21 protein-coding genes are annotated in these 22,744 nt (G+C 45.5%); 14 read left to right on the top strand and 7 right to left on the bottom strand.

Annotated elements, in window-relative coordinates; genetic code table 11:
• Window positions 1-173: 173 nt before the first annotated feature.
• Window positions 174-1,535, top strand: a complete 1,362-nt coding sequence (locus BM101_RS01915; protein ID WP_087030049.1) for an aspartate kinase — start codon at window positions 174-176, stop codon at window positions 1,533-1,535.
• A gap of 206 nt (window positions 1,536-1,741) precedes the next feature.
• Here BM101_RS01915 and BM101_RS01910 read toward each other — a convergent pair whose 3' ends face one another.
• Both BM101_RS01910 and BM101_RS01905 read right to left on the bottom strand, forming a co-directional pair.
• Window positions 1,742-3,697, bottom strand: coding sequence for a heavy metal translocating P-type ATPase (locus BM101_RS01910; protein WP_087030052.1), 1,956 nt, complete (start codon window positions 3,695-3,697; stop codon window positions 1,742-1,744).
• Between the two features lie 283 nt (window positions 3,698-3,980).
• A complete protein-coding gene (locus BM101_RS01905; RefSeq protein ID WP_256212103.1) occupies window positions 3,981-4,796 on the bottom strand; it encodes an undecaprenyl-diphosphate phosphatase in 816 nt (271 codons plus the stop codon).
• Between the two features lie 321 nt (window positions 4,797-5,117).
• Here BM101_RS01905 and BM101_RS01900 point away from each other — a divergent pair, with 321 nt between their 5' ends.
• Complete coding sequence (locus tag BM101_RS01900; protein ID WP_087030058.1) at window positions 5,118-5,615, top strand: PTS sugar transporter subunit IIA; 498 nt, start codon at window positions 5,118-5,120, stop codon at window positions 5,613-5,615.
• A 54-nt stretch (window positions 5,616-5,669) separates the two neighbouring features.
• On the opposite strand, the gene BM101_RS01895 is transcribed toward BM101_RS01900, so the two are convergent.
• The 3 genes from BM101_RS01895 to BM101_RS01885 form a co-directional block, all read right to left on the bottom strand.
• Window positions 5,670-6,290 (bottom strand): flavin reductase family protein, encoded by a 621-nt coding sequence (locus BM101_RS01895; RefSeq protein ID WP_087030062.1) that lies wholly within the window; start codon window positions 6,288-6,290, stop codon window positions 5,670-5,672.
• Window position 6,291: 1 nt separating this feature from the next.
• Window positions 6,292-7,191 (bottom strand): VOC family protein, encoded by a 900-nt coding sequence (locus BM101_RS01890; RefSeq protein WP_087030065.1) that lies wholly within the window; start codon window positions 7,189-7,191, stop codon window positions 6,292-6,294.
• 201 nt (window positions 7,192-7,392) lie between these two features.
• On the bottom strand, window positions 7,393-8,424 hold the full coding sequence (locus BM101_RS01885; RefSeq protein ID WP_087030071.1) for a lactonase family protein: 1,032 nt from the start codon (window positions 8,422-8,424) through the stop codon (window positions 7,393-7,395).
• Window positions 8,425-8,630: 206 nt separating this feature from the next.
• On the opposite strand from BM101_RS01885, the gene BM101_RS01880 reads away from it, so the two are divergent.
• The 6 genes from BM101_RS01880 to BM101_RS01855 all read left to right on the top strand — a co-directional run bounded on the left by BM101_RS01880 (window position 8,631) and on the right by BM101_RS01855 (window position 13,553).
• Complete coding sequence (locus BM101_RS01880) at window positions 8,631-9,002, top strand: PTS glucitol/sorbitol transporter subunit IIA (protein WP_087030073.1); 372 nt, start codon at window positions 8,631-8,633, stop codon at window positions 9,000-9,002.
• On the top strand, window positions 9,002-10,210 hold the full coding sequence (locus BM101_RS01875; protein ID WP_087030076.1) for an AI-2E family transporter: 1,209 nt from the start codon (window positions 9,002-9,004) through the stop codon (window positions 10,208-10,210). The genes BM101_RS01880 and BM101_RS01875 overlap by 1 nt, the downstream gene beginning before the upstream one ends.
• 26 nt (window positions 10,211-10,236) lie before the next feature.
• Window positions 10,237-11,277, top strand: a complete 1,041-nt coding sequence (gene sppA, locus BM101_RS01870) for a signal peptide peptidase SppA (RefSeq protein WP_087030079.1) — start codon at window positions 10,237-10,239, stop codon at window positions 11,275-11,277.
• A 1-nt stretch (window position 11,278) separates the two neighbouring features.
• Window positions 11,279-11,839 carry an RDD family protein gene (locus BM101_RS01865; RefSeq protein ID WP_245825561.1) on the top strand — a complete coding sequence of 187 codons (561 nt, stop codon included), beginning with the start codon at window positions 11,279-11,281 and terminating at the stop codon, window positions 11,837-11,839.
• A gap of 188 nt (window positions 11,840-12,027) precedes the next feature.
• A complete protein-coding gene (locus BM101_RS01860; RefSeq protein ID WP_087030085.1) occupies window positions 12,028-12,414 on the top strand; it encodes a GntR family transcriptional regulator in 387 nt (128 codons plus the stop codon).
• Window positions 12,415-12,416: 2 nt separating this feature from the next.
• Window positions 12,417-13,553, top strand: a complete 1,137-nt coding sequence (locus BM101_RS01855; RefSeq protein ID WP_179193081.1) for a DUF1648 domain-containing protein — start codon at window positions 12,417-12,419, stop codon at window positions 13,551-13,553.
• Between the two features lie 470 nt (window positions 13,554-14,023).
• On the opposite strand, the gene BM101_RS01850 is transcribed toward BM101_RS01855, so the two are convergent.
• Together BM101_RS01850 and BM101_RS01845 are read right to left on the bottom strand one after the other, a co-directional pair.
• Window positions 14,024-14,689, bottom strand: coding sequence for a type 1 glutamine amidotransferase (locus tag BM101_RS01850; protein WP_093399821.1), 666 nt, complete (start codon window positions 14,687-14,689; stop codon window positions 14,024-14,026).
• The gene (locus BM101_RS01845; RefSeq protein WP_093399820.1) at window positions 14,690-16,042 is read right to left on the bottom strand and encodes a Mur ligase family protein; all 1,353 of its coding nucleotides are present in this window, start codon (window positions 16,040-16,042) and stop codon (window positions 14,690-14,692) included. It lies immediately after the preceding gene.
• 419 nt (window positions 16,043-16,461) lie between these two features.
• Here BM101_RS01845 and BM101_RS01840 point away from each other — a divergent pair, with 419 nt between their 5' ends.
• The 6 genes from BM101_RS01840 to upp all read left to right on the top strand — a co-directional run bounded on the left by BM101_RS01840 (window position 16,462) and on the right by upp (window position 22,481).
• On the top strand, window positions 16,462-17,034 hold the full coding sequence (locus tag BM101_RS01840; RefSeq protein ID WP_087030930.1) for a thymidine kinase: 573 nt from the start codon (window positions 16,462-16,464) through the stop codon (window positions 17,032-17,034).
• A gap of 48 nt (window positions 17,035-17,082) precedes the next feature.
• A complete protein-coding gene (prfA, locus tag BM101_RS01835; RefSeq protein WP_087030091.1) occupies window positions 17,083-18,162 on the top strand; it encodes a peptide chain release factor 1 in 1,080 nt (359 codons plus the stop codon).
• The gene (gene prmC, locus BM101_RS01830) at window positions 18,149-18,997 is read left to right on the top strand and encodes a peptide chain release factor N(5)-glutamine methyltransferase (protein ID WP_087030093.1); all 849 of its coding nucleotides are present in this window, start codon (window positions 18,149-18,151) and stop codon (window positions 18,995-18,997) included. Before prfA ends, prmC begins: the two co-directional genes overlap by 14 nt.
• A 210-nt stretch (window positions 18,998-19,207) precedes the next feature.
• Window positions 19,208-20,224 carry an L-threonylcarbamoyladenylate synthase gene (locus BM101_RS01825; protein ID WP_087030096.1) on the top strand — a complete coding sequence of 339 codons (1,017 nt, stop codon included), beginning with the start codon at window positions 19,208-19,210 and terminating at the stop codon, window positions 20,222-20,224.
• 148 nt (window positions 20,225-20,372) lie between these two features.
• The gene (glyA, locus tag BM101_RS01820; protein WP_087030098.1) at window positions 20,373-21,626 is read left to right on the top strand and encodes a serine hydroxymethyltransferase; all 1,254 of its coding nucleotides are present in this window, start codon (window positions 20,373-20,375) and stop codon (window positions 21,624-21,626) included.
• A gap of 219 nt (window positions 21,627-21,845) precedes the next feature.
• On the top strand, window positions 21,846-22,481 hold the full coding sequence (gene upp, locus BM101_RS01815) for a uracil phosphoribosyltransferase (RefSeq protein WP_087030100.1): 636 nt from the start codon (window positions 21,846-21,848) through the stop codon (window positions 22,479-22,481).
• Window positions 22,482-22,744 lie beyond the last annotated feature (263 nt).

The raw sequence follows: 22,744 nt of genomic DNA, 5'->3' as shown, positions 1-22,744 counted from the left end.
GTCCAAATATATTTTATCGGAGTCTGTCCTTATGTGTTAAATTTCACTTAACGTTGGAAAGAACCTAAAATGTGTTGCCATACGGGCCGGATGATGATATTCTAAAACATAAATGATAAAACAAAGAAAAAATGAGAATCTGATTAAAGAAACTATGCGAGGAAGTGTGCGGCTTGAAAGTAATTAAATTTGGCGGGAGTTCACTTGCAAATGGAACTCAATTAAAAAAAGTATTGCAGATTGTAAAAGATGATGCGGACAGAAGAGTTGTCGTTGTTTCCGCTCCAGGCAAGAGAAATGATTCCGACGAAAAAGTAACGGACTTATTGATCCAATTGGCGAATGAAGTGAATCAAAAAGAAGATTATCACATCACTCTGGCAAAAATCTTAAAGAGATATCAGGACATCGTCGACGAGTTGCAACTCGATAACAGTATTATGGAAGAAATTTCAAAAAATTATGCCGATTTGATTCAAACCCAGTTCAAAGATGAATGGTATGCAATGGATGCTTTTAAGGCGAGTGGGGAAGACAACAATGCGAAATTGATTGCTGCATTCTTTAACAAAGAAGGAATACCTGCCAAATATGTCAATCCGAAAGATGCCGGACTTTTAGTATCCGACAATCCAGGAAATGCCCGCGTATTGCCGGAAACCTATAAAAACTTGTATGCTTTGAGGGATATTAAGGAAGTCATCGTTTTCCCAGGATTCTTCGGATACACAAAAGAGGGCGAATTGTTGACTTTCTCTAGGGGCGGATCGGATATTTCGGGTGCGATTGTCGCAAACGGCGTCAGAGCCAACTTGTATGAGAACTTCACAGATGTCGATGCTATTTATGTGGCAAATCCGAAATTGGTGAAACACCCTAAGAAAATCGCTCATCTAACTTACCGTGAAATGCGTGAATTATCTTACAGCGGATTCTCCGTTTTCCATGATGAAGCCTTGCAACCGGCGTTCAGTGGCGGAATCCCAGTGGTGGTAAAAAATACAAACAATCCATCCGCACCAGGTACTAGCATCACCAAGTCAAGACCGGCAAACGAACATATCGTATCCGGTATTGCCAGCTCGACCGGCTTCATCGGTATCTATATCAGCAAATACCTGATGAACAGGGAAATCGGATTCGGACGCCGCGTACTGCAAATATTCGAAGATTTTGGCTTGAATTTTGAACATATGCCTTCAGGCATCGACGATTTATCCATCATCTTGCGCGAAGATCAAATGACCATGCAACAAGAACAAGAGTTGCTGTATCGTTTGAAGACGGAATTGGATGCCGATGATGTAAGCATCAAGCCAAACCTATGCTTGCTGATGATCGTCGGCGAAGGAATGGTATCATCCGTAGGGACGGTTGCCAAAGCATGTACAGCGTTGGCAGAAGCGGACATCAACTTGGAGATGATCAACCAAGGTTCATCCGAGGTCAGCGTCATGTTCGGAATCGACGAAAAAGATGAAGCGAGGGCCGTAAAAGTTCTCTATGATGCTTTTTTCCCAAGAACCAATAAGTAAGCGAAAAAGCGGACCCTACCTGTTTCGCTTACACTTTTAAATAAGAAAGCTCCCATCACCCAAGCTGTTTACAATGGCTTGGGTGATGGGAGCTTTTGTGCATAAAGCATCGTTCTCATGATGAACGGAAACGCTGAATTTCTTCGGAAAGAACAGACAAAACTACAAAAAATGAGGGGCGGAAATGAATCCGCTCCTCATTTTTTTTAATTTTCTTCGACTGCCTTTTGCGGGGCTTCTTTTTTGACTATTGGTTTCATCGGTTTGTTCGAGGCATACGTTGGGATGACTGCCAACAAACGCAGACTGTTCAAAATGACCAGGATTGTGCTGCCTTCGTGTCCAACCACACCTAGCGGCAAGTTGATCAATTGGAATAGATTGGAGGTGATCAGCGTGAGGATGACACATACCGAAAAGATGATGTTTTGCATCGTCACTTTTTTCAATTTAATAGAGAGGCCGTAAGCATATTCCAATTTGTCCAACTCATTTTTCATCAAGACAACATCAGCCGTTTCCATTGCGATATCCGTACCTTCGCCCATTGCGATCCCGATATCGGCATTTGCCAGGGCAGGGGCATCGTTGATGCCATCCCCAACCATGCCGACAAGCTTATACTGGCTCTGTAGGTCTCTTAGGATGGTTGTCTTATCTTCTGGAAGACAATTTGCGCGGATTTCATCTACACCCAATTGTTTGCCGATTGTTTGGCCGGTTGCTTCATTGTCGCCGGTGATCATGATGGTGTGGACACCGTTTGCCTTGAAGAAGGCGATCATATCTTTTGCATCTTTTTTTGGTGTATCCAATAACCCATAATAAGCGACTACCTTATCATCCTTAGAAACATAGATAACGGTTTTGCCTTCCTTTTCAAGGGTGAAAGCATCGGCAACAATCTGTTGGTTTTGTTTATTTTGTTGATTTTCAGATACAACAAAGGATTGTTTGCCGATTTTCCAGTCGCTGCCGAAAGCAGAACCTGCAAGTCCAAATCCTGTCAAATCTTGGATGCAGTCCATTTTTGTATGTTTATACTCTTTTGTGTCCAAATAATTCACTAGAGCAGTTGCAATCGGGTGGGTAGAGCTATGCTCCAAAGCATACACAACTGACATGATATGCTCTTCATCTTCTGCAGCTGCATAGACGGCTTCCGTTACTTTTGGTTTGCCTTCCGTTAACGTCCCGGTTTTATCGAATGCGATGCAATCCATCTGCGAGAAGTTCTCGATCGGGATACCGCCTTTAAACAGGATGCCGCGTTTTGCTGCGTTTGAAATGGCAGATAGGGTAGCCGGCGTTGCCGATGCAACCAAGGCGCAAGGGGATGCCACTGTCAGTAACACCATGCCGCGGTAGAAGGATTCGTTCCAGCCCCAGTTCAGCAAGAAGTAGAAGATGGCGATCATGACAGGGACAAAGATCAATACAATTTTTACATAAGTATTTTCGATGCGATTGATGAAACTGGCCGTTTGTGAAGGTGTGCTCTGCGCTTCCTCGACCATGCGGATGATTTTAGCGAACAAAGTATCTTTCGATTCTTTTGTTACGGTCATCTTAATGGCTTCATTCAAGTTGATCGTACTTCCGAAGATTTCATCGCCCACTTTCTTTTCCACCGGGACCGATTCGCCGGAGATGGCGGCTTCGTCGATCAAACCGAGGCCTTCCTTGATGACGCCGTCGATTGGGATGCTTGCCCCCTTTGGAACCAACAACGTATCGCCGACTTTTAGATCCTTCGTGGCGACTTCTTCGATTGTGCCGTCTGCTTTGATGCGTTTTGAAACATCAGGCACGATGTTCATCAAAGCGGTGATGGCTTCTGTGCTCTTATCCATAGCATATTCTTCCAATGATCCGGAAAGTGAGAAGATGAAGATCAATAATGCGCCTTCCATCCAATAACCGATGAGGGATGCGCCGACTGCCGCAAGGACCATCAAAATATCCACGTTCAGGTGTTTGTTTTCAAAGGTATCGATGACGCCTTCTTTTGCTTGCTTAAAACCGCCGATTACAAAGGAAAGGACGAAAATGATGGCTGCTGCTGTATCTAAATTTTGCCATTGCAGGATGATTCCGATAACGATGAGAATACCGCTGATGATGGTAGCGATCATCGCCTTATTCTTTAATAGATCTTTCATACGAGACACTCCTTTTTTTCATTTCTTTTTCTATTTGAATCATAGCACTTTAAGGAAGTAGATTATAATCATTACAATCAAACGGAAATGAATATCATTCTCAATGTACATAATTCTGACACAATAATAATGGCGAATACGCTAGATAATAAGGTTTTCATGGGTTATAAACACCTCTTTTAAATTATAATGATTACAAACAAGAAGGGAGGACTATGATATTTGAAAATTGCGGATAAAAAAATCCCATCCACAGAAATTGTGGACGGGAGCAGGTGTCTCATCAGAAAATGAAGAAGTAGATTAATACGATGGCGCCCAGTACGATGCGGTACCAACCAAATGCCTTGAAGTCATTCCGTTTCAAGTAGCCGATCAGGAACTTGATGGCCAGGACCGACACGATGAATGCCGTAATCATTCCGGATAAAAGGACAGTTGCCTCTAGTCCGCTGAAATGGAAGCCGAATTTGATGATTTTCAAGAAACTGATGCCGAACATGATCGGAATACTCATGAAAAAGGAGAATTCGGTCGCGATGAAGCGGGAAGTCCCCAACACCATACTACCCAAAATCGACGATCCAGAGCGGGATGTTCCCGGGATGATGGAAAGCGCCTGGAACAATCCGATTTGGAATGCCATTTTGTAAGTCAGATCGCTAAAATCCTTCACATGAGGGTCCTTATCTTTATTGCGGTTCTCGACAACGATGAACAAAATCCCGTAGACGATCAAGGCAATGGCAACGACTGTTGCGTTCAAGAGATGTTTATCCGCCCAGTCATTCAATGGCAGCCCGATCACTGCAGCCGGTAGGCAGCCGACAACAACTTTCTTCCAAATATCCCACGTCTGCGTTTTCTCCGCTTTTGTTTTAGTGGGAGAAAAAGGATTCAGCTTGTGGAAATAGAGGACGATGACTGCCAAAATAGCTCCGAGTTGGATGACATATAAGAACATATCTTTAAATTCTTGCGTAAGATTCAATCGGATGAATTCATCAACCAAAATCATATGTCCGGTGCTGCTGATCGGTAGCCATTCCGTGATGCCTTCAACAATGCCGAGGATGATTGCTTTTATAATTTCTATCAATTCCGTATTCATTCCTTTCAAAATATAATTTTATTCTTTCCTAAGTATAGCGAAACAAAAAAGATAAGCCAACACTTTTCAGAAAATACATATCAAAATAGGGCTTTAGACCTGGCATAATTATTTTTTTATATGAAGAAATGTTTTTTCTCTGCTATGCTTTTGCCTTCCGGCAGTTTCGTCACATGTCTTACGGAAGATGCTTGCTGGTAACTTATTTTTGTAAGCGTTATGAGAAAGAGTAACAAAACCGACACATTTGTGTTAAAATGAAGTGTAGAATTTGAATATTAAGATTATTAATCAGGAAGAGGCGATAATATGTTTGGCTTTTTAAAAAAAGATAAACAACTTGCTGAAAAAGCAACTTTATTTTCACCAGTCAACGGGAAATTGGTCCCTATTACAGAAGTTTCAGATCCAGTTTTTTCTCAAAAAATGATGGGCGATGGATTCGCAGTCATTCCAACGGATGGGAATATCTATTCCCCTGCACAGGGGAAAGTATTAAGCGTCTTCCCTACAAAGCACGCAATCGGCATCCTATTGGATAATGGGGTGGAATTGCTGTTGCACATGGGGTTGGATACGGTGGAATTGAACGGCAAACCTTTTACTATTTTTGTGAAAGAAGGTCAAGCATTGACACCGGATACCTTGATTGCCGAAGTTGATTTAGAGCAATTAAAGGCAGCCGAAAAAGATAACGCGATGGTCGTTGTCATCACAAATATGGATAAAGTAAAAAATTACACTTTGGCTGTAACCGGCGAAACGGCCGCGAACGCTGAAATCGGAAGCGTTGCAACGAAAGAATAAATGGCATGCCATAAAAAGCGGGTTCCCTGAAATCGTTCAGGGAACCCGCTTTTGTCATTTGGGTCTGTTGATTGAGTAGATATCACCGATCGTTGCGTATTCGTTTCCCGCTAGACGGGCAACCGGCTTCAACTGGTCGGCCAGGACATATTGTTTTTCTTCGTCAAAGACGGAATCATCAAAATAGAATTCATTTGCCTGCAGGATGAACAAATCGGTAATGACATTCCCTTCATCATCCATGACGGGGACATATTGGTGTAAGGTGACTTCCATTCGGATTTTGGCTTCTTTGATGGCGGGCACGGATACGGAATGGCTTTCAGTCAGTGTCAATGAGGTCAAATCAATCTCACTTTCAGTATCGGGAAGCGGAGCGGATGTTTTATTCATTTCTTCAACCAATTCCTCGCTGACGATATGGACAACACCCTGTTTCCCTGACAAAAGATTTTTAGCGGAATCCTTTATCTTCCCGCCATTACGCAAGATGGCGATCGTAAGCAAGGGGGAGACATTCGAGACGGCACTGAAAAAACTGAATGGTGCGGCATTGACGATCTTGGTTTCCGGGTTCTGAGTCGTAATCCATGCGATGGGACGCGGGATGATGCTGCCGCTAAGGAATTTGTACATCTGTTTATCGGTTAAATCCTTTGCTTTGAAATGGTGCATGCTAAACCCTCTTTCTGATGTTTTCTTCGATTTCTTCCCGTTTCGGTTCCAAGAAATCCGGCAAGGCAAAAGACTCGCCCAGATGCTCCAATGTTTCATCCAAGGTGAAGCCGGGCTTCTCCGTGGCAACCTCTATCCTCAGACCGCTGGGTTCACGCAGGTAGATGCTGCTGAAATAACCCCGGTCGATGACTTTCTCAATCAAAATAGATTTTTCTTTTGCGTTGGCCAACAGAGCTTCAAAATCCGAGGCATCGGGAACGCTGTAGGCGATGTGATCGATGGCGCCTTTTCCGAGTCGGGACGATTCCGTACTTGTCGATTGCGCCAACCAATTCACGTCTTCACGGGAGTTCTGCGGGTAGACAACATTGTCCTCCGAACGCATCCCTAGCACTTGGGTGAAAAAGGCCAGTGTTTGTTCAAGGGCACGGACGGTGTAATGGATGCCGTGGATGCCGATGATTTGTCTGTCCCTTGGGATAGCCGTATGGCGCGTTGCGTTCTCAGCGGCGATGATGTCATCTACTTCAATCAAACCGATGTCCATGCCGTCCGGGTCCGCAAATAGTAATTCACTTTCGCTTCCTTCATTAAAGGAAATCTGGTTCAAGGAAAGGTGTCCTTTCCAGAAAGGCAGACTTCCTTTGGGAATATTCAAATAGACGGTGTGGAAATAAGAGTCTTCGTCGTGACGGTTTCCCACCTTCGGAATTTCAAAAAAAGTGAGCACCGTACCGGGATTGCCTTGATAATCCCCATAGAATAAATGCGGATCCTTCAAGTTTTCTTGATTGACCGTGTTTTTCACCAAACGCAGCCCGAGTACCTGTGTGTAAAATTGCATGTTCCTGTCTGCGTCCTTCGTTATCGCCGACAGATGATGGAATCCTGTGATCATGTCTTTTCCCCTTTCGTATTCTTCATATTTGAGTATACGAAAAAAAATAGGAATGCGCATGGTATTTGCTTATCATCATCAGATGTTCTGTTTTTCAAAGGCGGCGGTATGACAGAAAAGGATGCGAAGCGACAAAAAAACTTCCCGTTCATCATAGAACGGGAAGTTTTTTGAGGGTAGAGTCTTATCGAAAAATAAGAATCAATAGAACACGCAGACGCATTCAGGAGCGTACACATCTTTTTGAAGCAGCGTCAATTTGCCTGTCGACGCATCGCGTTCGAATAAGGTCAAGTTATCGGAATCCTGATGGGCGGCAATCACGAAATTTCCGCTTGGATCCAAGTTGAAATCGCGTGGCGTCTTGCCTTCCGTAGGCACATATTCCACCAATTCCAACTTTTCGCCGTTTTCGGAAACTGCGTATACCACGATGGAATCATGTCCGCGGTTCGATGCATAAACGAATTTTCCGTCTGCCGAAATGCGGATGGCTGCGCCACCGTTAAAACCGGTATGCTCAGCCGGGATGGTCGGAATGACTTGCAGAAGAGCGAAAGAGCCATTTTTTTCATCATAGCGCAATACCTCAAGATCACTGCTTAATTCGCCGAAAAGGTAGACAATCTTACCGTTAGGGTGAAACACGAGGTGACGAGGACCGGTGCCGGGAGTCGCTTGGTAACGCGCTTTCTCTTCCAGCTTGCCGTCATCCGATACGGCATATGAATAGATGCGATCCGTTCCCAGATCACAGACCAACAAGAATTCCTTGTCAGGTGATAATCTGGTGTAATGAACATGTGGTTTTGTTTGGTTCTCATGGATGCTGGATCCTTCGTGCTGCGCGCGGTCGGTTACGGTCAATGTGCCGTCAGCGTTCTCTTTATAAACGGTAACAAAACCGCCGTGATAGTTTGCAGTGAAAAGGAGTTTACGGTCTTCATCGTAAGAGATGTAGCAAGGTGCAGAGCCTTCCGTAGAGCTGTCGGCGATCTTGTCGTACGTGCCGGCTTCATTGCGTTTGAATGAGGTGATGCCACCGCCTTCATTCGTATTTGAAATGGTGTACATGAAATCTTTGTTCTTTGATAGATCCAAATAAGTAGGGCTATCGACTTCCGCAATCATGCGATAATCGCGCAGTTCTTTTTTTTCTGTATCCAAAACGATTTGATGAACGCCTTTGCTTAACCGTTTCGTGTATGAGCCAAGATATAAAATTTCTTCCATCCAGAATGCCTCCCAAAAATTGTAATACATCAATTATAGCAAAACCTTCACATAAAGGTAGGGGAAAACGATTTATTATTGCCAACAGACGTACTTTTTCAGCCGGCTGAAAAAATCGCCTTCGCTCAGCGGGAAATAATGGTTTGGAAAGAAAACTATGCTAAAATAAGAGTTGTAATCATGCAACGAAAAAGGAGAATTAAGCAATGCAAAGCACAGTTATACAAATAGGGAAAGACGCAATCGACAAGGCCGATCCCGTGGTCATTTTATTTGGTGAGACGGCGACGGAAGCGCTGCAGAATGTATCCGTCATCCAGCGCTTTCAACAGACCGACCGATGGACAGACCTACGAAGAGGAGATGCCGTCTTCTTCGATGAGCAGGAATATACGATTGCATTTATTGGATCTTCCGTCCATGAAAATCTCCGGTCGCTGGGCCATACGACCTTCATGTTTAAGAGCGAAGGCGAGGAGCCCTTGGAAACGAGCATTTACTCGGCTCCGTACACGCGGCCTGCTATCATGGATGGCACGACCATCATGTACAAAACGAAAGTTGAAGGTGATCTATAATGGAAAAAGTTCCTCGCAGGGGAAATAAAAAGGCCGCTTCTCAGGGGTATTGGTTCAGCAGATGGTTCCTGAACAATAAATTCGTTACTATTTTGTTGATCCTTTTGCTGGTTTTATTGATCATTTTAGTTTTCTCGAAAATATCTTACCTGCTCCAACCCATCGGCAGTTTCTTCAGTGTCATCGGTTTTCCGCTGGTGCTGGGAGGCATTTTTTACTACATGCTGAATCCTTTAGTGACTTTTATGGAGAAAAAAGGCACCGGCCGACTCTGGGCGATTTGGATAGCGCTTGTCGTCGTCTTGCTGCTTTTGATATGGGGATTCGCCATCCTGATTCCCATCGTCCGTGATCAGACGGTGGGAATCATCAATGACTTTCCAAGTTATTGGACGGCCATTCAGAAGATGACAACGGAGGTGGTCAACTATGATTGGTTTACCTCCCTGCAAAATCAAATCAATCAACTGAATGCGGATATTTTCAAATCCGTATCGGTAAAAGTGAACGAAATCCTTTCAAATACCGTGAGCGGTTTAGGGAATGTTGTCGGCATCGTGACCAATGCCTTTGTCGGCATCATCACCATGCCGATCATCCTCTTTTATTTATTGAAAGAGGGAGAGAAGTTGCCGCAAAGCTTCATTAAACTTTTCCCGACAACCGTGAGGGGATCCATCGATGTATTGTTGAAAAAAATAAATAATCAAATCAGCCAATATGTACGCGGCCAAATAACGGTGGCCTTCTTTGTGGGCGTGATGTTTATGGTGGGATACTCCGCCATCGGGTTGAAGTATGGTGTTGTCTTAGCAGTCTTGGCGGCCTTTTTGAATATCGTTCCTTATTTGGGCTCCGTCCTTGCGATGATACCGGCTGTCATCATCGGCATAGTCGATTCACCGATGATGCTGGTGAAGGTTCTGATTCTCTTCTCGATTGAACAATTCATCGAAGGGCGGGTCATTTCGCCTCAGGTATTGGGAAGCAATCTGGAGGTCCATCCGGTGACGATCATCATCGTGTTGCTGACGGCAGGGAAACTGTTCGGGTTGACGGGATTCATCATCGGAATTCCAGGGTATGCGGTTCTCAAAGTGCTTTTCATGCATATCTTCGAATGGTATAAAGAAATGTCCGGATTATATTTTGAGGAAGACACAGGTGAATCGGTAGAACTGCAGGAATTGGACATGGATGATGAATAGTTCATCCGGAAAAGGGGGGGCAATCTGTGAATAAAAAGAGATGGATAGCAGTCGGCATAGCCATTGTGATTTTTATGAGCTCCATAGGTTCAAACTTCTTATCGGCACGATTGAGCAGCCAAACGGAGGAGGCTATCGGTCAATTGGCGGGAACTTTGATCCCGGGAACAAATCTGCAGGAAAACATCCAGGAAAACGGCGACAAAGCAAACCGGATTGCGGTCCTCCGCGTCGAGGGGACAATCGGTTCCGGATCGTCAAGTGTCTTGGGGGATGCTTCCGCCTATAACCATGCGCTCTTTTTGGAGCAATTGAAGGCCATCCGCGAAGATGATACCGTAAAAGGCATTTTCCTGATTGTGGACAGCCCCGGCGGTGGGGTATATGAAAGCGCTGAAGCGCATGATAAATTGCTCAAACTGAAAGAAGAAAAGAATATTCCGGTTTACGTATCGATGCAAGGGACGGCTGCGAGCGGAGGATACTATATCGCCGCCTTAGCGGATAAAATCTATGCCACTGCGGAAACGACGACCGGCTCCATCGGCGTCATCATGCAAGCCGTCGAATACGCGGGTTTGCTCGAAAAATTGGGGATTCAATACAATACGATCAAATCTGGCGCATTGAAGGACATTGGTTCACCGGATCGGGATATGACGGACCAGGAGCGTCAACTGCTGCAGGTTTACGTGGACGAAGCTTATACGCGTTTTGTATCGGTCGTGGCGGAAGGCCGGTCTATGCCGGTGGAGGATGTGAAGGCGATCGCGACTGGTATGATCTATTCCGGCACGCAAGCGAAAGAGATCGGGTTAGTGGATGAGATTGCCTACACCGATGACGCGCTTGCCGCCATGAAAACAGAGAATAAACTGGAGGGTGCGGAGGTTTTCGGCTATGCAACGGCATCAACCCCGTTCTCCGATTTTTCCTGGTTGTTCGGCCAAGCCGTAAGCAAGATGACGGCTCCAGAAAATCAAGTATTATCCGAACTGCAGCTGTTGCGGGAAACATTCGGAACCTCGGCTGCCCCGCGCTTGATGTATCTGTATGGAGGTGAGTAGTGTGGATGAAAGCCAAAAAAATCAGCAGGAACGTCTCGCCGCTATCCAGCAAAAGAAACTGAAATGGGATGAGGAGAACAGGCTTACGGAAGAGAAAGAACGGCCGTTTCATCGCTTTCCCGATTATTTCTATGCCGGATTTTGGATCAGACTAGCAGCCTATTTGCTTGATTTGCTGCTGATCTACGCCCTTGCCGCCATCCTCATCAAGCCGCTGTTCATCTTGTTGGGCGTTTCCATTTATGACCGGGGCGCTTTTTCTCCCTTCATGCTTGCAAATTTGCTGCTGTACCTTGCCTACTTTGTTTTGACGACAAAATTTACGAACGGACAGACCATCGGGAAGATGATCTTCGGGATACGTGTGGTTTGCTTCAATGAAGAGAATCTAAGTTGGGCAACCGTCCTTTTGAGGGAGGTCGTCGGCCGCTACATCCTCAAGACGATACCGGTACTTATGCTCGTGTCAGCATTCCAACGCCAAAAACAGCATCCGGTCGACATGCTGTGCGATACGTCCGTCGTCATAGAGAATTGTGTGCAAGCCTATTATGCAAAGTGAACCACCAAAAGCATTCGTTGGAGAACGAAGCTGCTGAAAAAGGTCGGTGGAATAAAAAGGCCCCCTACAGAGGACACTATAATCAGTGATCTTCTGCAGGGGCCTTTTTTTAGATAATTCCAGCTTTTTTATTGATTCATTCTGCAAAAGTGTTATACTCGTTATATAACAAACAGGAGGGGACGAGCATGTTTATAGAAATAATGCCCAACAGCGATACACCCATCTATACGCAAGTGATGTATCAAATAAAAAAAGGAATCGTCAAAAGGGAGTGGGGCTTCGGCGAGGGCTTGCCGAGTGTCCGCAGTCTTGCGGGGGATTTGGGGATAAATATGCACACTGTCAATAAAGCGTATAACCTGTTGGTGGAGGAAGGCGTCCTGGAAAAAAACAAAAAAGGCTATTTTGTAAGAGAAAAGACCGCCATTGTAGCGGATGATAAACTGCAGGCATTCCTTCAGGAAAAGCTCCAGGAAATCATGATCGACAAAAAAATCTATGCGATTTCCGACGAGACTTTCGAGGAATGGTCGGATACAATCGAAAAAGACTTTAACAGCGAGGGGAAATGAATATGTTGGCTTTCAGTTTATTCATGTTTGTCTTGTTCTTCATTTTGGGCTTCGTCAATGGGATTACCCCATTCTACAGCAGGAAAGGTGCTCCCTTCGGAGTGACGGTTCCGACGGCCCATCAGGAAGACAACTATATCGTCAGATTGAAAAAAGAATATCTCTATCAAAACATCATCATCAGCATCCTTTTCGCCTTGCCGATCCTGTTGTTTTTACGGCTGGATGATTTGCGGCAGGCGGAAATGATCAGCAGTATTTACGTGACTGCAGCGATGCTTGTGTACCTGATCATTTCTTTTGTGCTGTATCTCCAAAAGCGGAAGAAGATACGCGCATGGAAAAAGGCGAACAACATCAAGACGGAACCGAAAATGGAGAAGATTGTCATCGATACTTCCTATCAGAAGGATCTGAAGGTCATTTCCAATGGTGTTTTTGTGATTGCCCAATTATTCATCGTGTTGGTGACGGTCGGCATTACGCTCTATTATTATGATGCGATTCCGGAACGTTTTCCCGTCCATTGGAACAGCGCCAACGAACCGGATCGGATCGTCGACAAATCCTATTTGTCGGTGCTGATGTTACCGGTGATGCAATTGTTCATGATACCCGTTCTTTTTTTCAGCCATTACTCCTTCATCAAATCAAAACAAAAACTATCGCCCTATCTATCCGACTTATCCAGTAAACAGAGCAAACTGTTCAGACAGGCGTGGTCCTATTACTTCCTGGTGGTGAGCATCTTGACGCAGCTACTGTTAAGCGGCATTCATTTCTTCAGTCTGTTCTTTGCGGATTCGGGCGCTGAATGGGTCATCGGGATAACCATCCCATACGTCATCATCATCATGGGCTACAGCCTGTATCTGACGTGGAAATATGGACAGGGCGGGGAAAAATTATTTCTGCATGAAGCAGGTGAATTACCTGATGACGTTGCCGAAGTGGATGAAGAGGACTATTGGAAATGGGGCGTATGGTATTACAATCCGAATGATCCGTCGATATTCGTCGAGAAGCGATTCGGAATCGGCAGCACGATGAATATGGCACGATGGCAAGCCTGGTTTTTTGTAGCAGGCATACTGCTGTTCATCGTCCTGATGCTGCTCCTGTCTTTTGCGATGGACTGATAAAAAAATGAAGCTGGTCGGAAGATTTTGTCTTCCGGCCAGCTTCATTTTTTAACAATTGAGAAATTATGAATTTCTTTCATATGAGAAGCGCATCATTGCAAGTGTTTCAAAGGTTCCCGATGTGTTTCGTGCCACCACATGATGTCTAGCGTTCCAAGCCTGCCTCTCGGAGTAAAGATGAAGGGTTCCTCTTGGCTCTGCGAGCCAAGACATACTGTTCGACTAACCTGCTGGTGCAGGAAGTCTCTCAGCAATTGCGCAGTATGCTCATTTGCATGGTAGTCTTGGGGATTTCCCCCTTAGACTACCAGTACAAGGCGACTGCAAGGAGCGTTGCTTCGTTCCAGATTTCCTAAATTGTCATGACTCTTGCGATTTCAACCGCTTAGAGGCATGATACACTTGACCGCTTTTTGGTCACAGTGTTTCCTTACTAGTCGAGGCAGGGCGGGCTTGGTCCGCTTTTCTTATTTTACAGCCAGTTTGTTGTTGTGCTCCGCTACCGCTAAATCGATGATGCGATTGGCGAGATGGATGTTCCTGACCAAAAGCGGGCCGTGAAAATAGGAACAGAAGACATTTTTGTAACGGGCGCCTTCGGTCTTGTCCTCGCCGTTGTTGCCCATACCTTTTTGGACCATTCCGAGCGGCTTCATGCTTTCGCCCAAGAAGGTTCGGCCGTTGTGGTTTTCGAAGCCTTCATAGGTTTCGTTGAATTCATCGCTATGAATCGTGATGTCACCGATGAATCGGTTATTGTCTTGGCTGAGCGTGTAGTAATCAAGTGCGCCGATGCCATCGATTTTTTTACCGGAAGCGTCCATGTAATAGTGGCCCAGTAATTGGTAGCCGCCGCAGATTGCAAGTACGACGCCGTCATTTTCGATATATTCCTTGATCTGGACGGCTTTGCTTTTGATGTCTTTGGAAACGATGAATTGTTCATAATCCTGGCCGCCGCCGAAAAAGACCAAATCGTATTTATCCGCCTCAAAGGGCTGATCTAGGCTGACGATTTCCGTCTCGAAGTCGATGCCTTTTTCGCGTGCGCAATATTGCAGCATCAAAAGATTGCCGTTATCGCCATAAGTATTTAACAGATTGCCGTATAGGTGGCAGATGCGTAATTTCATCTATTTCATCCTTTCAGCGATATAGCCTTGATTCGCCAATTCTTTGCGCAATTGCAGAACGGCTGTGTAAGTGGCCAATACGTATATTTTTTTCGTGGGTGCTTTCTTAAATTCCTTGATGACATCCGTCACTTCCGGCAGGACCGTCAATCGGTCTTCCGGGATACCGGCGACTTTCATGCGCAGCGTAAGCTCTTTATGGCGGATGCCGCTCACCGTGACTTTCGGGATGTCGAAGTCCAACAATTTTTCATAATTCCCGTCCCAAATCCAGCTGACATCCGTTCCATCCGCAGGGCGGTCGTTCAGGATCGAGACGACGCTGAAGGGATCCTCCTCGTAGTTCAACAAATCGATGACCTGGTTCAAGCCGACCGGGTTTTTGATCAGATTCAAAATGATTTCCTTATCATCGACCTTAATGGTTTCTTGGCGGCCAAATTTTTGTTGGGCCGCAGAAAAACCGGCTTGGATCTGTTCCGGCGTCAACCCGAAGTAGCGACCGACGGAATAGGCGGCCAGCGCATTATATACATTGTACAAGCCGGCCACGTTCGTCGTGAAGGGATGTCCATCGATTTCAAAGGAAGAAGAGTTGTGCGTCAACTTGTTCACTTTCGTGACCGCATAAGTCAGTTCCGGACGCTTGAAATCGCAATGCGGACAGTAGTATTTCCCCAGATTGCTGTAGGTATTGAACTTATAGCGCAAAATATGTTGGCAATTCGGGCAGAGGACGCCGTCGGTATTGTAGTGGGCAGCCGTATCTCCATCCGGCTCGTGATTGAATCCGAAATAGATTTGTTTATTCACCAATTCTTTGGAATGGAAAATGGGGCTGTCCCCGTTCGCGAGGATGACGGCATCAGGTGCTAAGGCAGCGCCGTCGACCATTTTTTGATAGATTGTGTAGATTTCACCGAAACGATCCATCTGGTCACGGAAGACGTTCGTATTCACGATGACTTTCGGCTTGATGAACTTGGTTACTTTCACCAAGCTGGCTTCATCGACTTCGAGTACGGCAAGGCCTTTTTCATGCTTCACTTTTCTGGAATAGCCATCCAAAAAAGTTGAAATGATGCCTTGTTCCATATTCGCACCGGTAGGATTGGTCAAGATGTTCGGGAATTTTTGTTGCAGGACATGATAGGTCAAGGATGTCGTCAGCGTTTTGCCGTTGGTTCCTGTTATGATGACTACATCAAAATTCTCGGATAGATGTTTCAATACGTCTGGATCCAATTTAACCGCTAATTTACCAGGGAGGCTTGTGCCACCTTTTGTAAATGTTTGAAGTCCCCATTGGGTAAGCTTGCCGATGTTGATTGCTATAGTTCCGCGGATACTCAAATAAATTCGCTCCTTACTAATAATATCTCTTGCCATCATAGCATAAAACTAGCTGTTTTCGATACCGTAAGTATAGCAGAAAGTGAAAAACAGCGATAGTGCCTGAACGTATCCACCGAATCAAAGATTTGGAAGGTATGCGCCGCTTAGAAGCGGATATCAAAAATCGATCGGCTGCTCTTCCGGGATTGCACAGGGATGAAGGCCGGGTGAAGAGTGAATCTTATTGACTTTGGCGTTATTTCCTACTATTATTATACGGGATGTTATTCAGTTTTTTTATCTCTGGAAAGATGGGTTTGAGATAATAGATGTTGGGGGACGGATGGCTAAAAGGCCTCCTTTCTTTTTGCAATAAATTTTTATCTACTATATTTATCTAAGAAGTTTCTTGGTATTCTTTTGGAAAGGCGGAAATGATGGCACAATTATTTTTTAAATATGGCGCAATGAACAGCGGGAAATCGATCGAAATCCTCAAAGTTGCCTATAATTATGAAGAACAGAACAAATCCGTAATGATTTTTACCAGCGCAATCGACGACAGAGATGAAGTCGGTTATGTATCAAGCCGGATTGGTTTGAAGCGTCAGGCGTTTCCAGTGACGGAAGATACGGACATCTTCGAAGAAGTAAAGGGTAATCCTGTCAAACCTTCCTGCGTTTTGGTGGATGAATCTCAGTTTTTATCCAAAGACCATGTCATCCAATTAGCGACCATTGTGGATGAATTGGATATTCCGGTGATGGCGTTTGGGCTGAAAAATGATTTTCTGAATGAGCTGTTTGAAGGTTCGAAATATCTCTTGCTTTATGCGGATAAAATAGAAGAAATAAAAACCATCTGCTGGTATTGCCACAAAAAAGCGAGCATGAATATGCGCGTTGTCGATGGCAAGCCAGTCTATACAGGTGAACAAATCCAAATCGGCGGCAATGAAGCCTATCTACCGGTCTGCCGCAAACACTATCATCATCCGCCGTTGGATTAACGGTGCGAAAATCGAGATCATTTAAATAAAGAGGAGTTTTGAGAAAATATGTATGATCAATTAGAAGCATTCATCATCCGCTATGAGGAACTTGGGGAACTATTGAGCGACCCATCGGTCATCTCTGACATAAAACGATTGATGGAACTGTCGAAAGAAGAAGCGGGCCTGCGCGAAAAAGTCGCCACGTACCGTCATTATAAACAAGTGGAGGCCGACATAGCCGACACGGAAGAAATGCTTTCCGAAAATTTGGATGATGAAATGGCCACAATGGCGAAAGAAGAATTGAGCAGCTTGAAGAAAGAGAAAGCTGATTTGGAAGAAAAAATCAAACTGTTGCTGCTTCCCGAAGACCCTAACGACGGCAAAAACATCATCATGGAAATCCGCGGTGCTGCAGGTGGGGACGAAGCGGCCTTGTTTGCCGGCAGTCTGTTCAGCATGTACAGCAAATACGCTGAAAGCCAAGGCTGGAAAGTCGAAGTGATGGATGCCAATATCACCGGTATCGGTGGCTACAAAGAAATCATTTTGATGATCACCGGTTCAGGCGTATACTCAAAATTGAAGTACGAGAGCGGCGCTCACCGCGTGCAACGTGTTCCGGAAACGGAATCCCAAGGGCGCGTGCATACCTCTACAGCTACAGTTGTTGTTATGCCGGAAGCGGAAGAAGTGGAGATCGATATGGCGGATAAAGATATCCGTATAGACATCTATCATGCCAGCGGAGCCGGTGGACAACACGTCAACAAGACCGCTTCAGCAGTCCGTTTAACCCATTTGCCGACAGGGATTGTCGTTGCGATGCAGGATGAACGCTCGCAGATCAAAAACCGTGAGAAGGCGATGAAGATTTTGCGCGCCCGCGTATACGATAAAATTTCATCCGACGCACAATCGGAATACGATGCGACCCGCAAATCTGCTGTCGGAACCGGGGATCGTTCTGAACGGATCCGTACCTATAACTTCCCTCAAAACCGAGTGACCGATCACCGTATCGGCTTGACGCTGCAAAAATTGGATATCATTTTGAACGGCAAGATGGACGAAATCTTCGATGCGTTGATCATGTCGGACCAAACGCAACAACTGGAGTTGTTAAACAATGGTGGCATCTAAAGGCTTAACCTACCAACAGGCATTGCAGAATGCCGCTCTTTATCTTGAACAAAACGACAAAAGTCCACAGGGTGCGGAACGTCTCTTGTTGGACCGACTCGGATGGACCAAAACGGATCTTTTGATGCGTTTCACGGAAACCATTTCGGACGAGGAACACAAGCAATATCTGAGCGACCTGAATGAATATATCGCCGGCAAACCGATCCAATACATTGTCGGTGTGGAATGGTTTTACGGCTATCCATTGAAAGTGACGGAAGCGACCTTGATACCGCGTCCTGAAACGGAAGAACTGGTGCAAAGAGCATTAGCCGCGCTAGAAGGGAAAGGCCCGCAAAAAGTATTGGATATCGGAACCGGATCGGGCGCCATTGCCATTGCGATGAAGAAAGAACGCCCGCAAGATGACGTGACGGCCATCGATATTTCCGAATCCGCACTTGCGGTAGCGCAAGAGAACGCGAAACAATTACATGCCGAGATCCGTTTCCTGAAGGGGAACCTGCTGGAGCCGGTGCAATTGGAGACCTTTGATTGCATCATCAGCAATCCCCCTTATATAGGAGAAGATGAAATTCACTTGATGGATAAATCGGTTTTGGAATATGAACCGCATACCGCATTATTTGCTGAAAACAATGGTCTGGACCTCTATGAAAAAATGGCATTTGAGCTGCCGTTCTATTTAAAGACAGATGGCTGTCTGTTTATGGAAATCGGCTTCAAACAGGGTGATAAATTGCTGGCACTCTACAAGCAGGCTTTCCCCGACAAAACAGTCACCATTGAAAAAGACTTGTCCGGATTGGACAGGATGCTCATCGTGAAATAAGCGCGTTGCTGAAAAGCGAGTGACCGACGGAAACACGATGAAAGATCGATCAGCTGCAAAACACTGATAGAATGAGATAAAAATGCAAGCCGATACAGCTTTTTGGACTCGACTACTCAACAGGATCGCAGCACAACGCACTGAGGCCGGGACTTTTGTCTCGGCCTCGTTTAAATTTCATTGCGTGGCAGCACGGAAAGGAGCAGGAACTTGGAAACAAAAATATACGGTCGTACAACCATTGCCGAAGCGGCACAAAAATTAAGGGAGGGCGAACTGATCGCCTTCCCTACCGAGACGGTCTATGGCTTGGGAGCTATCGCTTCCAACGACCAAGCGGTCAAAAATGTTTATGCCGTAAAGGGAAGGCCCAGCGACAATCCCTTGATTGTGCACGTAGCCGATAAGGACATCGCAAAATTTGTCGCCGGTGTCCCGGAAAAAGCGCAAGCCTTGATGGATGCCTTTTGGCCGGGTCCGCTTACGCTCATTTTCCCGATGAGGGAAGGGGTCTTCGCTCCTACGGTTACGGCCGGGCACACGACGGTAGCGCTAAGGATGCCCGATCAAGAACAGACATTGGAACTTATCCGGCAAACAGGATTCCCCTTGGTAGGCCCCAGCGCAAACACTTCAGGAAAGCCGAGCCCGACAACGGCGCAGCATGTTCTGCATGATTTCGACGGGAAAATTGCCGGTATTGTGGATGGCGGCGAAACGGACATCGGCTTGGAGTCGACGGTTTTGGATTTGACGAACGAGGCCGGATTGGTGATCCTGCGTCCCGGCGCCATCACCAAGGAGGAGCTGGAGCAGGTTGTGGGGAGACTCGCAGATCTTGAGACGGCAGCGAAAGATGGCGAGGCACCGAAAGCGCCAGGGATGAAATATCAGCATTACGCTCCTGCCCAACCGGTCATTTTGATCGAGGGCGGTGCGGAAAAGTGGGATGTCGTGATCGCTAAGTACAGAAGCGAAGGCAAACGCATCGGCATACTGGCTTCCGAAGAACTGCTCGATCGCTATCGCGATGAAGCGGATGCCGTCTATTCGTTGGGGGCAAAAGCGGAACCGCAACGCGCGTCCCAACGCCTCTATGCAGGACTCCGCTACATGGATGAGCAATCCGTGCAAGTGATTCTGGCGGAAGCCTATGAAAAAGAGGGTATCGGAATAGCTTTCATGAATAGGCTGGAGAAGGCATCCTCCGAAAAATATCCGGTTTAAAAAGCATTTCGTTCGGAAATAAGCGGCGAATCGAAGGGGTTTGGTTGTTTCTTTTGAATCGTGAGCATAATCTGCTTTCCTTTCATGGAATCTGTGCTATACTCTACTTATATTTTTCCAGTAATATTTTCAACTCAAAACTAAAGTAATGGACGGTGCAAATATGGATAAAGAGTTATTTGATGCAATTGAAAAAGAACGCGAAAGACAAGAGAATGGAATCGAATTGATTGCATCCGAGAATTTTGTTTCCGAAGACGTATTAAGAGCGCAAGGTAGCGTTTTAACAAATAAATATGCCGAAGGTTATCCTGGGCACCGCTATTACGGCGGCTGTGAATTTGTGGATGTCGTTGAAAATTTGGCGATTGATCGCCTGAAAGCATTATTCGGAGCCGAATATGTAAACGTTCAACCGCATTCCGGTTCACAAGCGAACATGGCCGCTTACCGCGCATTGGTTCAGCCTGGCGATAAGATCTTAGGGATGGATCTTAGCCATGGCGGACATTTAACACATGGGGCTTCCGTTAACTTCAGCGGCCAAACATATGAATTTGTTGCCTATGGCGTCGATCCAGAGACTGAAATCATCGATTATGATGTCGTAAGAGAAATCGCAGTGAAAGAGCAGCCTAAATTGATCGTAGCGGGCGCAAGTGCATACCCTCGCGCCATCGGCTTTAAACGTTTGAGAGAAATCGCAGACGAAGTAGGCGCGTACCTGATGGTCGATATGGCTCATATTGCAGGACTTTGTGCAACGGGCCACCATCAAAACCCTGTTGAATATGCGCATGTCGTTACCTCGACAACACATAAAACATTACGTGGACCTCGCGGAGGGGTTATTTTAGCTAACGCCGAATTCGGTAAAAAGCTGAACAGTGCCGTTTTCCCTGGTATCCAAGGCGGCCCGTTGGAGCACGTCATTGCAGCCAAAGCGGTGGCATTCCGTGAAGCGGCCGCACCGGAATATAAAGAGTACATCGGCCAAGTCGTCAAGAATGCGCAAGCGATGGCGGACGTCTTCAATACTTCCGATCTGCGCGTCATCAGCGGCGGAACCGACAACCACTTATTGCTGTTGGATGTTACCGGTACAGGCTTGAACGGAAAACAAGTGGAGAAATTATTGGATACGGTCGGCATCACCGTAAACAAAAATTCGATTCCATTCGAAAAACTGGGACCGAACAAAACGAGTGGTATCCGTGTCGGTACACCTGCCATCACAACACGTGGAATCAAAGAAAACGAAGCGCGCAAAATCGCTGAATTGATCATAGAAACAATCAATAACGCAACTGATGAACTTGCTTTGGACAAAGTGAGAGCGGAAGTAAGAGCGATCACGAAAGCGTTCCCTTTGCATAGTAAAGAAATTGTTTCTTCAAAATAATAGGCTTCATACCCCGTCAGCATAGAGAGCATCTATCGACGGGGTATTTTTTATGCAGTCAGGCCTAAAACATCAAAAATAAAAATGGCATGCGCCAGAGGGTGTCTTGATGTAGCAACAAACGTTAGGCTTTTCTAATGTAAGGTGTCTTTTACTGGCTTTTGAAGGATATTTCCTTTACAATGGATTGAGCAAAAATGAAAAGTGAGGCTGAAAATTATGGGAGAATTTCATGTAATGGATCATCCGTTGATCCAACACAAATTAACGATCATCCGCGAAAAAGATTGCGGTACAAAAGTATTTCGGGAGGTAGTAAGCGAAATAGCCATGTTGATGGCGTATGAAGTCACAAGAGACATGCCTTTGGAAGATATTGAAATTGAGACTCCGTTAGTGAAAACGACTCAAAAAACGCTAAGCGGGAAAAAAGTGGCGATTATCCCTATTCTGCGTGCAGGACTTGGAATGGTTGACGGCTTTTTGGCTATGTTACCAGCAGCAAAAGTGGGGCATATCGGTATGTATAGAGACCACGAAACATTGGAGCCGGTTGAGTATTTCGTTAAATTGCCGACAGATATCCAAGAACGCCAATTGTTCATCGTGGATCCGATGCTTGCAACCGGCGGATCGGCCATTGCAGCTATTGAAGCATTGGTGAAAAGAGGCGCAGCGCCATCTTCCATCAAATTCATCTGCCTAGTGGCAGCTCCGGAAGGAGTGAATGCGTTGCATACAGCTTATCCGGATGTGGACATCTACGCAGCGGCATTGGATGAAAGATTGGATGAGAACAGCTATATCCTTCCCGGTTTAGGGGATGCGGGCGACCGTCTATTCGGTACGAAATAGTCGATTATCAGCAACTTGAACAATTTTCGTTTGCTTTCATGACAAAAATCAACATATTGATATGAAAAGCGTTGCTTTCAACGGTTGGTTTCATAAAAATGTAGGACTGAAGAGTATTTTCTTCAGTCCTTTTTTTTTGGAAAAAGCAATTTAGCAACGCTTTTTGGATTATTTTCATCATTTTCATAGAAAAACGAAAAATATATTTATAAAGCCAAGAATTCTTTTGAATTTCAAACTTTATGGTGTTATGATAGGCAATG

The sequence above is a fragment of the Trichococcus palustris genome (assembly GCF_900114465.1).
In the GTDB taxonomy this organism is placed as follows: Bacteria; Bacillota; Bacilli; order Lactobacillales; family Aerococcaceae; genus Trichococcus; species Trichococcus palustris.
This window is presented reverse-complemented; position numbering and strand designations above follow the sequence as displayed.